At 62.8% G+C, this 12,175-nt stretch carries 10 protein-coding genes; 4 read left to right on the top strand and 6 right to left on the bottom strand.

From position 1 onward, the window contains the following. Window positions 1–492 (top strand): energy transducer TonB (locus ABNU97_RS08265; protein WP_348766265.1); only part of this gene is annotated, 492 nt, incomplete at its 5' end. 200 nt (window positions 493–692) lie between these two features. Here the strand turns inward: ABNU97_RS08265 and ABNU97_RS08260 are convergent. Further along, window positions 693–1,193, bottom strand: a complete 501-nt coding sequence (locus ABNU97_RS08260) for a hypothetical protein (RefSeq protein ID WP_348766264.1) — start codon at window positions 1,191–1,193, stop codon at window positions 693–695. Between the two features lie 202 nt (window positions 1,194–1,395). Here ABNU97_RS08260 and ABNU97_RS08255 point away from each other — a divergent pair, with 202 nt between their 5' ends. From ABNU97_RS08255 to ABNU97_RS08245, 3 genes are all read left to right on the top strand, one after another. Further along, window positions 1,396–4,140, top strand: a complete 2,745-nt coding sequence (locus ABNU97_RS08255) for a penicillin acylase family protein (RefSeq protein WP_348766263.1) — start codon at window positions 1,396–1,398, stop codon at window positions 4,138–4,140. Between the two features lie 184 nt (window positions 4,141–4,324). Beyond that, complete coding sequence (locus tag ABNU97_RS08250; protein WP_348766262.1) at window positions 4,325–4,897, top strand: TRAP transporter small permease subunit; 573 nt, start codon at window positions 4,325–4,327, stop codon at window positions 4,895–4,897. A 37-nt stretch (window positions 4,898–4,934) separates the two neighbouring features. Next, window positions 4,935–6,311, top strand: coding sequence for a TRAP transporter large permease subunit (locus ABNU97_RS08245; protein WP_348766266.1), 1,377 nt, complete (start codon window positions 4,935–4,937; stop codon window positions 6,309–6,311). A 154-nt stretch (window positions 6,312–6,465) separates the two neighbouring features. Here the strand turns inward: ABNU97_RS08245 and dctP are convergent, their stop codons facing one another. The 5 genes from dctP to wrbA all read right to left on the bottom strand — a co-directional run bounded on the left by dctP (window position 6,466) and on the right by wrbA (window position 12,073). Further along, on the bottom strand, window positions 6,466–7,557 hold the full coding sequence (gene dctP, locus ABNU97_RS08240; protein WP_348766261.1) for a TRAP transporter substrate-binding protein DctP: 1,092 nt from the start codon (window positions 7,555–7,557) through the stop codon (window positions 6,466–6,468). Window positions 7,558–7,907: 350 nt separating this feature from the next. Then, window positions 7,908–8,561 carry a rhomboid family intramembrane serine protease gene (locus ABNU97_RS08235; protein WP_348766260.1) on the bottom strand — a complete coding sequence of 218 codons (654 nt, stop codon included), beginning with the start codon at window positions 8,559–8,561 and terminating at the stop codon, window positions 7,908–7,910. A gap of 153 nt (window positions 8,562–8,714) precedes the next feature. Next, window positions 8,715–10,718: a choline BCCT transporter BetT gene (betT, locus tag ABNU97_RS08230; RefSeq protein WP_348766259.1), complete on the bottom strand. Its 2,004-nt coding sequence runs from the start codon at window positions 10,716–10,718 to the stop codon at window positions 8,715–8,717. A 113-nt stretch (window positions 10,719–10,831) separates the two neighbouring features. Beyond that, window positions 10,832–11,428 (bottom strand): nitroreductase family protein, encoded by a 597-nt coding sequence (locus ABNU97_RS08225; protein ID WP_348766258.1) that lies wholly within the window; start codon window positions 11,426–11,428, stop codon window positions 10,832–10,834. Window positions 11,429–11,470: 42 nt separating this feature from the next. After that, entirely contained in the window at window positions 11,471–12,073 is a 603-nt protein-coding gene (wrbA, locus tag ABNU97_RS08220) for an NAD(P)H:quinone oxidoreductase (RefSeq protein WP_348766257.1), read from the bottom strand. Between the last annotated feature and the right edge of the window lie 102 nt (window positions 12,074–12,175).

The raw sequence follows: 12,175 nt of genomic DNA, 5'->3' as shown, positions 1-12,175 counted from the left end.
CCCAAACCGCAACCCAGGCCCGAACCGCGGCCGGAGCCCAAGCCGGAGCGGCGCAGCGAGCCCGAGTCGCGCACGGCCAGCAGTAGCGCACGGCGAGACGCGAACGCCGAGGCCGCCGGCGGCCAGGACCGGACCAACGCACCGGCCAAGGCACCACAGACCGCCCAGACCACCCAACAGGGCACGACTGGCAGCGTATCGGACACGCCGCCGGACTATCGTGCCGAGCTCGGGGCCTGGCTGCAGCGCTATAAGGACTATCCGCGTCGTGCACGACGGCTGCGCCAGGAAGGCACGGTACTTCTCTATTTCGTCATGGACCGCAACGGCCACGTGCTGGACTGGGAGATACGCCAGAGCTCGGGCCACGAACTACTCGATGAAGCGGTACGCGACATGATCCGCAAGGCCGACCCTCTACCGGCCCTGCCGGACAGTGTATCCATGCAACGGCTGGCCCTGACGGTGCCGGTGAGGTTTCAGCTGCGCTGAGCGCTGTCGCCGCAGCGATCAGAGGCCAGACCGCAACGGCCAAAGACCACCACGACGATTCGTGGTGTTCAGCGCCCGGGAATCGATAGCTGCAACTTACCGTGCAGCTCACGGCTCGCACGCCAGTTCGGATAGACAACCCAGGGCCGCAACGGTCGGATCAAAGCGGCCAGCGGCGCCCGCCCGATCGATTGGCGTGACTAGCGCTGCTCGCCGGCTGCCACCGCGGCCGAAAGATTGCGCTTGAGCTCGTTCGCGTCGTAGACCTCGGCGCCCTGCTCGGGCACTTCATCACCGAGCTGGATTTCGAGCACCGCCTCATAGCGCGTGCGGCTCGAACCGCCGGTCGAATACCCGATGCTCGTGCCCCAGGCCGGGTAGCCCCAGCCATAACCGATGCTCGTGCTCGGCCCGCCGCCGTAGTTGCTGGTGACCGGGGAGGTATCACGCGAGACGATACGAAAACGCGTCGCGCCGTGGTCGACGGCCAAGTCCGCGGCCCGGAACAGGGCAAAATTCTCGACCGTTTCGCGTGCCATGCCGTAGTCGCCGGAAAAACTCACGCGATAACGATCGGCGGTCAGCTGCGTATCGCGATAGCCGTAGCCATCGGCCGTGGGCGCGGCGCGATAGGCCGGACCGCTGGCACAGGCGGCCAGGAGCGTGCTGCAGAGGATGATCGACAGTAATCTCGTGTTCATAGCGTCAATATAGCGCCGATTGGTCCCGGCGGATGCAAACATTCAACGATATTTCACCCGGCCCGGCCCACAGGTCGCGCGCGTGCCGACCGTGCAAAACGCGAACCGTCGAGCTATGATCGACTCACGACCGAACGGCCGTTCAGCGCAGCCGAGGCATCGGTCCGGGTTATAAACAAAATCGATAATTCGAGGGGAGACCATGAAAACATTTGCTTGGAAGCGACCGCTGGTCGCAGCCGGCGTATCGCTGTGCCTGGGCGTTGGCCTGATCGGCTGTTCCTCCGATAGCAGCGACGACGACCGCAGCAATAACCGCGATACCGGGCCCAGCGCACTGAGCGACAGCCAGATCAGCGCGCCCGATGGCCAGCTGTCGGCTAGGGTACAGACCACCACCGGCGGCGTACCCCATATCACCGCCGACAACCTCGAATCGGTCGCCTTCGGCTCGGGTTATGTTCAGGCCCGTGACAATATCTGCCTCATCGCGGATTCGATCGTGCGCGCGCGCGGCGAACGGGCGATGTATTACGGGCCGGGCGAGAATCTCAGCCCACAGCTGCCGATCGGCATCAACATCATCACCGACTTCAGCTACAAGGCGCTGGGGCTGTACGAAAAAGCCCAGGCCGAATTCGATGAACTCTCGGCGCCCTCTCAGGCCATGCTGCGAGGTTTCGCTGCGGGCTATAACAAGTATCTGGGCGAAACCGGCAACGGCAATCTGCCCGCCAAGTGCAACAGCGGACCCTGGGTACGCCCGATCTCTGCCACCGATGTCTATGCCTACTATCAGCTGGTGGCGCTCTATGCGAGCGGCGATCAGTTCACCGGCGGGCCGATTTTCCTGGCCGTGCCCCCAGAAACGAACCCGGGACCGAGGCCGGCCGGCCAAGCGGCCACAACAGCCCAGTCGTCGTCGAGCCTTGCCAGCGCCGATCCGGCATCGACCGACGCTTTCGACGCTCAGGCGCTCGCCCGGTTCGCGCGTGCCGCCACCCCGGAATCGATTGGCGCCAAGACCGACTTCAACGATCGAGGCATGGCCAGCAACGGCTGGGGCATCGGCTCGGAAATGACCGAAAACGGTAAGGGCGCATTGCTCGCGAACCCGCATTTCCCCTATACCGGCAATCGGCGCCTGTACCAGATGCAGCTCACCGTGCCGGGTGTCTACAACGTCAACGGCGCCGGCCTGATCGGCATCGTGATTCCGCTGATCGGCTTCAACGAAAATGTCGCCTGGACCCATACCGTATCCAAAGCCCAGCACTTCACCCTCTACGATCTAACGCTGGATCCGAGCGACGCCAGTGGGATGACCTATATCAAGGACGGCGAGCCGAAGAAGATCGAGTCGAAGACACTGTCGATCCAGGTCGCCAACGGTTCGCCCACGCCCACGATGCTGCAGCGCGAGTTCTATTTCTCGGAATACGGCCCGATGCTCGCCGGCAACGTGATCAACGCAAACCTGCCGGCCTGGGGCGGCGAGTTCGCCGGCCGCGCATCGGCACTGACCTATCGTGACGCCAATACCGAAACCGCCCGCCAGGTGGTGGACCAGTGGCTGAACATGGGCCGAGCCTCCAACCTCGCCCAGTTCAAGAAGCCGTTCGAGGCTTGCGGCAGCGTGCTGTGGGTGAACACCATGTACGCCGACGACTCCGGCCAGGCCTTCTATATCGATGGCACGTCGGTACCGCAGCTTTCCCAGGGTGCGCTGCAGGCGTTTCAGGCGCGGGCGACGGTGAACCCGGTGGTCGCCGGGTTGTTCGACGCCGGCGTGACCCTGCTCGACGGCAGCCGTTCGCTCAATGACTGGATCGATGGCGACTGCGACGGGCGGGTGCCCTATGCCGGCGCGCCCAAGCTCGAGCGCCGCGACTATGTCCAGAACTCCAACGACAGCTACTGGGCAACCAATCCGGACGCTTTCCTGACCGGCTTTTCGCCGCTTTACGGCAAGACCAACAGCATCCTCTCGCCGCGTACGCGCATGGGCCTGAAGATGCTGGAAAACCCGACCGACCCCGGCCGCTCGACGGTGGCCCCGGCCGGAAGCGACGGTAAGTTCACCGGCGAGGAGATCATCAAGGCGCTGTATTCCAACCGTGCCTACTACGCCGAAACCCTGCTCGACGAACTGCGCACCCGCTGTACAAACGCTGGCGATACGGCCATTAACACCGGCTCGGGCAGCCGCTCGGTTGCCGCGGGCTGTGCTGCGCTGGCGAACTGGGACGGCGTCTACGACGTGAACAGCACCGGCGCCCACGTGTTCCGCGTGTTCATGGCGGACTACAACCCGACCTACCCGGCCCAGTTGTCGGTGGACTTCGATCCGGCCAATCCGGAAACCACGCCGAGCACGCCGAATGCCGCACCCAGCGATCCGGCCCAGGATCCGATGCTGGCCTCGCTGGCGCGTGGGCTGAGCCGGCTCGACCAGGTAAATATCGCGTATGACGCACGCCTGGGCGATGTCCAGCGCGTGCAGCAGTCGGCCGGCACGCGGCCCAACGGCACGCCTGCCCCTTCGGGCAGCCCGATCGAATGGCACGGCAACCAGAACCTCGAAGGCGGCTTCAATATCGTGCTCCCGGACGTCAACGCAGTGGAAGATGGCACCCGCTATCCGCGTGTGGCCCCGGCCGATACGCTGGCCAATACGGGCAGTCTGTCGAGCGAGCCCAACGAGGGCTGGTTGATCGGCTATGGCACCAGCTGGCACTTTGGCCTGAGCTTTGGCGACAACGGCCCGCAGGGTTATGGGCTGGTCAGCTACAGCCAGTCCGATGATGCCGAGTCCGACCATTTCGACGACCAGGATCAGCGGTATTCGAACAAGAATTACCGCACGCTGCTTTATCGCCAGGCCGATATTACCGCCGATCCCAATCTGGAAACGGAAACCATCGAAGCCACCGTCGACACGCAATAGTCGGTGACATGGCCCGGTGCGCAACAGCGCGCCGGGCTTTTTTCGGGGACTTTTACCGTATCCGCTCAGTACCCCGTCCAGGTACGGCCCCGGCTTGGGCTTTGCGCATGGGGTCGGCTAGAATCGCTGCCCTGCCCGCTCGCGCTGGCCGCGGGTTTTTCCGAATGCCCGGTAAGGAGACAAAGTGAACATTCTGCTGGGTGTATCGCGCGCGATCGACGGTTTTTCCACCTTCGTCGGCCGCCTGATGTGGTGGCTGACCATCGCCATGGTGCTGCTCGGCGCCTATAACGTGATTACCCGCTATCTGGGCCAGTATCTCGGCGTGCAGCTGTCGGCCAACGTGTATCTCGAGCTGCAGACCTATGCCTTCGATCTGATCTTCCTGCTGGGCGCAGCCTATCTACTGCGTGAAGACGGCCATGTGCGTGTGGATATCGTCTACAGCCGGCTGGGCCCACGGGCCCGGGCGTGGATCGATATCTTCGGCACGCTGTTCTTCCTGGTGCCGTTCTGCGTTTTCGGGCTGTATTTCTGCCTGGGCTATGTCGAACGCTCCTGGGCAGTGATGGAACAAAGCCCCAACCCGGGCGGGCTGGCCCGCTACCCGATCAAGACCGTCATGCTGGTGGCGTTCGCGATGCTCATCCTTCAGGGCATTAGCGAGCTGATCAAGAATATTGCCTATCTGGCCCGCGAGCCCGGCTTCGCCGAGAACGAAGCCCACCGCGCCACCCAGGAAACCGAGGGCCTCTAGGCCAGCCGTCCATGCGCGCATACCCCGACTACAGGCTCTGACCGTGGATTACCTCGCTCTCTGGATGTTCGCGACCGCGATCGGCCTGTTGCTGATCGGCTATCCCGTGGCCTTCACGCTGGGCGGCACGGCCGTGCTGTTCACCCTCATCGGCAGCGACATGCTCCCGGACATGGGTATTGCCCTGCCGTGGGAGCCCGCGTTTCGCATGGCCCGCCTCAATATCCTGCCGGGGCGTATCTTCGGCAACATCATGGACAACTACGAACTGGTCGCCGTACCGTTCTTCGTGTTCATGGGCGTGATGCTGGAAAAATCACGCCTGGCCTCCGACCTGTTGCAGACCATGGGCCTGCTGTTCGGACGCGTACGCGGCGGCCTGGCGATTTCCGTGGTGGTGGTCGGCACCCTGCTGGCGGCGTCGACCGGCGTTGTCGGCGCCTCGGTGGTCACCATGGGCGTACTCGCCCTGCCGGTGATGCTCAAGTACAACTACGACAAGGGTCTGGCCTCCGGTACGGTCGCCGCTTCGGGCACGCTCGGCCAGATCGTGCCGCCCAGCATCGTGCTGATCATCCTCGGCGATCAGATGCAGGTCTCGATTGGCGATCTGTTTCTGGGCGCACTGATCCCGGGCATCCTCCTGGCAGGCCTGTTCGTTCTCTGGATCATCTACGTGGCGCTGCGCCATCCGGAACGCGCACCGGCGTTGCCTGCCAGCGAACGCGCGATCAGCCGCGGCCATCTTATCGGACGCGTGCTGGTGATGATGGCGCCGCCGTTGGCGTTGATTCTTGTCGTGCTGGGTACGATCTTCGCCGGTATTGCCACGCCGACGGAAGCCGGCGCCATGGGCGCTCTGGGCGCAACATTGCTGGCTGCGATCAACCGCCGTCTCAACTGGCAGAGCCTGCGCGCGGTGATGGATCAGACCGTCAAACTCACGGCCATGGTCTTCATCATTCTGCTGGGCGCAACCGCGTTCACCATGGTGTTTGCATCGCTGGGCGGTCCGCAGCTGGTCGAGGAGATCCTGCTCGATCTACCCGGCGGCGCGCTTGCCTTCCTGTTCTTCACGATGCTCACCATCTTCGTGCTGGGCTTTTTCGTGGACTTCATCGAGATCAGCTTTATCGTGGTGCCGGTGATCACCCCGATCGCCATCCAGCTGGGCATCGACCCGCTCTGGTTCGCGGTCCTGATTGCAGTCAATCTGCAGGCCTCGTTCCTTACCCCGCCCTTCGGCTTCGCGCTGTTCTATCTCAAGGGCGTAGCGCCGCCCGAGATCCGTACTGTCGATATCTATCGCGGCGTGGTGCCCTTCATCTGCCTGCAGCTGTTCGCGATCGTACTGCTGTGGCTGTTCCCGCAACTCGTGCTCTGGCTGCCGCAGCTCAGCAACGCCGTTCAATAGCGGGCCGGGCTCTCTCCCAAGCAAGGCGGTACTGCCGCATGCCGCAACGCTGGCCGAAAGCGGCCGATCGCTTACCCGAAACAGCCACGAAAAAAGCCGCGCTGCCCGGCCGAGCAGCGCGGCTTGATCTGTCTTCGACGTGGCCTTCTGCGGGCTAGCTCAGATCGCCGTTGATATAGCGCAGGAAGTTGTACTCGCTGACGTCGGTCCAGGCCCGCACCTCGTCGCGAAAGCCCTGCCACTGATCGTAGACCTTGGCGTAGAGCTTGTTCTTGTCGGCATGCTCCTGCTGGATTTCGTCGGTATAGCCCTTGAGCACGTCGAGCACGTCGGAGGGGAAGGTGCGCACCTGGGCACCGCCGGCGATCAGGCGCTTGAGCGCCGGTCCGTTGCGGGCCATGTACTGGGCAAACATGCGTTCGTTGGCGGCTTTGGCGGCCACCGGGATCGTCTCGCGAATATCCTTGGGCAGGTCCTTGAAGATATCGTTGTTCACGTACAGGCCGAGGGTGGCGCCGGGCTCGGCCCAGCTGGGCATGTAGTAGTACTTGGCCGCCTTGTGCAGCTGCAGGATTTCGTCGTCATAGGGGCTGACCCAGTCGGCCGCGTCGATCACGCCGCGCTCGAGCGCGAAATAGACCTGGCCGCCCGGCAGGTTCTGGATATTGACGCCGGCGCGGGCCATGACTTGCCCGCCCACGCCGGGAAAACGCATTTTCAGGCCCTTGAGGTCCGCAGGCGAGTTGATTTCCTTATTGAACCAGCCGCCGGTCTGACCGCCCGTGTTGCCGGCCAGGAATGCCACCATGTTGCTGCGGGCGTTGAGCTCGTTCCAGAGGTCGCCACCGCCGCCTTCCTCGATCCAGGCGTTCTGCTGCTGGCCGGTCAGGCCGAACGGCATGGAGGTGAAAAACGCATGGGTCGGATCCTGGCCGATGTAGTAATAGGAGGCCGTATGCCCCATGGCAAAGGCGCCACTGGAAACAGCGTCGAATACTTCCAGTCCGCCAACCTGTTCGCCGGCGGCAAACACCTCGACCTCCACATCGCCGTCGGTGGCGTATTCGATGGAACGACCGATGTACTCGGCGGTACCGTAGAGCGTATCGATCGACGACGGCCAGGACGTGACCATGCCCAGGCGATACTTCTTGTTGCGCGCGATCGTCATGGGCGAAAAGACGGTACTCGCGGCCGCAACAGCGCCGGCCGCGCCGGTTAGAAACTGACGACGTTTGATGCTCATGGCTCCCCTTTGCTCGGCCACGGCTCGTTAGACGAGCCGGCCGTTTGCCTGCTTATGAATTTGTTATGTTCGGCCCGTACCGCGTTGCACGATCACGCAAAAGCGCCGATCCTGCCAGATTGCCGCAAAATCCGGCCCGCGAAAAGTCGACCAAGGGTTGATGTGCTCGCGAGCACGGACATCATTAATGCCTGAACCAGAAAAGCTGACCGGGCGGGCACCCGGTGGTGGCCTGTTTGCCGATCGCCTCGCCGCCGTCGGCGGTGGCGCGCGTGCTTTCTTGCAGGCAATTTATCAAGCCGGAAAACATCCACTTTCATGCCGGGCCGATAAGCACGGCCAGCGCGGCGTCAGATACGCGGGCCACCGCCCTGCTTGCGCCAGTAGGTGATCAGCCCGAAGCCGAACGCCATACCGCCCAGATGCGCGAAATGGGCGACGCCGGCCTGGGTGCCGGTCACACCAAAGAACAGTTCCATGGCGCCGTAACCGATCACCAGCCATTTCGCCGTCATTGGAATCGGCGGGATGAGCAGCATCACCCGGGCGTTCGGAAACATCATGCCGAAGGCCAGCAACACGCCGAACAAGCCGCCCGAGGCGCCCACCGTGGGCACCGGCTGCCCCGGCGACATCACCGCCAGCGTCAAAACCTGGGTGATGCCGGCGCCGACGACACAAACCAGGTAATAGATCAGAAAGCGCTGGCCGCCCCAGACCTGTTCGATCACGCGGCCGAACATCCACAGGCCGAACATGTTGAAGAACAGATGACCAAAACCGCCGTGCAGAAAACCGTAGGTCAGCAGTTGCCAGATTTGAAAGCCAACGCTGCCTACCCCCGCTGACGTACGCACCGGATAGTCGCCGAAAGGCCACAGTGCGAAGTACTGCATGACCGGCTCATGCGCATACATCAGCAACAAAAAACCCAGCCCGTTCGCGATCAAGAGCCATTTGATCATCGGCGGCACGCTGGAAACGGCAAACGGGTCCTGTCGCATCGGCAGGCAAGCTCGGCTGGCAATTAAACCCGCCAAGCATACCGCATCGTCTTTTGTGGGCGCACGGCACGCGACTCCGCCCACCCGCGCGCGCATAAAAAAACCCGGCGCTGCACTGGGCAGCGCCGGGTCCATACACGCTCGGTCGAGCGTTTACCGCAACAGGTACAGGAAGTGCAGATGCTTCTCGTACTGGTCGAGGATATCGCCGATGAGCTGATCCTTGGTATAGCCCACGACGTTGTACTGCTGACCGCCTTCACGCAGGAAGACCTCGGCACGGAAGTGCTCGCGTTCCTTGGCCTTCTGCTGCTCTTCGCGGCGGGTCAGCGCACCCATGTAGAACGTGGGCGCGGTGAAGCGACGCGCACGCACGCCGTAGACGAAGTCGATCTCGGCGCCGTGGTCGACGTCCAGATAGCAACGATCATCCTCGACGCTGATCTTGGTGCTCATGCCGCTTTCCTCGAACTGCTTCGACACGGCCTCCATGGCCGGCTGAACCACGTTGGTCAGGAAAGCGTCCACCTGCTTGCGGCGCGGCGAGCTCACCAGCGTCTGCAGACGATTCTGCCAGCTGCCGCCGCCGAAGCCGGCAACGTTGGAGGGCGTGTTCATGGCATGACGCAGGCTGTCCTGCTTGACCAGCTCGACACTCAACGACCGGTACAGGCAGTACGCCATCACCAGCAGCATGACGGTGATCGGCAGCGCAGACGCCAGCGATGCCGCCTGCAACGCGCCGATACCGCCCGCAGCCAGCAGCACGATGGCTACCACGCCTTCCAGCACGGCCCAGAAGATACGCTGCCATACCGGCGGCTCGTCGCCATCCTTGGCGGTGAGAATATCGATGACCAGCGAGCCGGAGTCGGACGAGGTCACGAAGAAGGTCACCACCAGCAGGGTACCGAGAATCGAGGTCAGCCAGGTGAACGGGAACTGTTCGAGGAAGACGAACAGCGCGGTCGACGTGTTCTCGTCGACGGCGTCGAGGATGGTGCTCATGCCGTCGACCATGATCATGTGCAGCGCGCCGTTGCCGAAGGCGGTCAGCCACAGGAAGGTGGCACCGACCGGCACGATCAGTACGCCGAGCACGAACTCACGAATCGTGCGGCCACGCGAAACGCGCGCCACGAACATGCCCACGAACGGCGACCAGGAAATCCACCAGGCCCAGTAGAACAGCGTCCAGCCGCTCATGAAGCTCTGGGTTCCTTCGTTGCCGGTATATACCCAGGAATTAAACGTCATGTCCACCACCGAGGACATGTAGTTGCCGATGTTCTGGATAAACGACTGGAAGATGAACAGCGTCGGCCCCATCACGATTACGAACAGCAGCAGGGCAGCCGCCAGCCACAGGTTGAGTTCGGACACGCGACGGATGCCGCCATCGAGGCCGAGCACGACCGACGTCGTGGCCAGGCCAGTGATGATGGAGATGAGAACGATCTGGGTGGTCAGACCTTCCGGCACGTCGAACAGGAAGTTCAGGCCGGAGTTGACCTGCTGGGCACCAAAACCCAGCGACGTGGCCACGCCGAAGAGCGTGCCGAAGACCGCCAGCACGTCGATCGTATGGCCGATGGGGCCATAGATACGCTTGCCGATGAGCGGATAGAGCGCCGAGCTCATGCGCAGCGGCAGATCGCGACGGAAGCTGAAGTAGGCCAGACACAGGCCCACGACCGCATAGATCGCCCAAGCGTGCACACCCCAGTGGAAGAAGGTGATGCGCATGGCCGAGCGCGCGGCCTCGGCGGTCTCGGCGGTACCTTGCGGCGGGTTCGTGTAGTGCATGACCGGTTCGGCCACGCCGTAGAACATCAGGCCGATGCCCATGCCCGCGGAGAACAGCATCGCGAACCAGGACACATAGCTGAAGTCCGGTTCACTATGGTCGGGGCCCAAGCGGAACTGGCCGAAGCGCGACAACGCCAGCACGATACAGAACACCAGGTATACGCCGACAGCGCCCAGATAAAGCCAGCCGAACGTATCGATCAGCCAGGTCTGCATCCCGCTAAAGAAGTCGTTGGCCTTGTCCGGAAAGACCGCGCCGAATACGACGAGTACGGCGATGACCGCCACCGATGGAAAAAATACAGGCGGATTGATGCCCGCCTTCGTAGGTTGATCGCTATCGCTCATGCGCTTCTATAATCGTGAATTCCCTCCCATATCTATAACACGACTGTCGTTCATTAACGACAGCTTAATCAGAACGAAAGCGTCGCAAGAATGGGCACAAATACTGATGGCGCCTACAATCCAGCGGGATTGCCGAAGCGTGCAGTAAACACGAATTCACGCAACGCCCGTCGCTCCCGAGGCTTGGTATCGCGCTCGATAAGCGCCTGATTCATGTGGCTCGAAGTCTCGCGGTAGCCGATGGCCAAAGCGGTGAAGGCCTCGGCATGGTCCGGGATGTCGAACGCGATCCGCGCCGCATCCGGATCGAGCCCGATCATCTGATGCACGAACAGCTTGCGCGTGGTGGCCTCGGTCGCGATATTGGCCGAAGCCAGGCCCAGGTCGTGCTCGGCAGCCTTGTTCGGCTCACCGGTGCGCGTAAACGTACGTACCACCAGGCCCAGCGCCAGAACCGGCGCATTCTGGGCCCAGGCGCGGTTGCCTTCGACCAGGCATTCGAGAATGCGTGCATGGGTGTCGTCCTGGCCTTTCACACCGACGATATAGCGCCAGGGCTGCTCGTTGTAGGACGACGGTGCCCAGCGGGCGGCCTCGAACACGCTGGCCAGATCCTGCATGGGCACCGGTTTGTCGCTAAAGGCATAGGGGCTCCAGCGCACGGCAAGCGTGTTGTGGATGCTGTGATCGGTCGCTGCGTTCTTGGTCATGCCCCTATCCTTGCGATTGTGTCGGCGTATGTCGCGACTGTGTCAGAGGCTCAGCGCCGTGGCCAGTCGGGCTACCTTTTCGCCCTGATAGCGCGCGATCGAGAGTTCCTTGTCGCTGGGCTGGCGCGAGCCGTCACCACCGGCATAGGTCGACGCGCCGTAGGGCGAGCCACCGCGCAGTTCGGAAATATCGAACAGCTCCTGTGCACCCGCATAGTCGACGGGCACGATCAACATGCCGTGGTGTGCCAGCGTGTTCCAGAACGAGGTGATGGTGGTTTCGTTGCCGGCACCGGTGGCGCTCGATGTGAATACACTGCCGAACTTGTTCACCAGCTTGCCGTTGGCCCAAAGGCCGCCGGTCTGGTCCAGGAACGTGCGCATCTGGCCGGCCATGTTGCCAAAGCGCGTAGGCGTGCCGAACACGATGGCGTCGTAGTCGGCGATTTCGCCCGGTTCGGCCACCGGCGCCGATTGATCGATCTTGGCGCCGGCGGCTTCCAGCGCCTCGTCGCTCATGGTCTCGGGCACGCGCTTGAGCGTGACCTCGACGCCGTCGACGCTCTTGGCGCCCTCCACGACTGCGTTGGCCAGCGTCTCGATATGGCCATACATCGAGTAATAAAGCACCAGTACCTTTTTCATCACAAACTCCTTGTTAGGTCGTGTACGTGCGGCATCGCTTGCCGCTCACCGGCCTCGTCGCCGGGCGCGAGTCACGATTGACAACCACCCATATACGACTCG

The organism is uncultured Salinisphaera sp. (assembly GCF_964012375.1).
Lineage (GTDB): Bacteria > Pseudomonadota > Gammaproteobacteria > Nevskiales > Salinisphaeraceae > Salinisphaera.
This window is presented reverse-complemented; position numbering and strand designations above follow the sequence as displayed.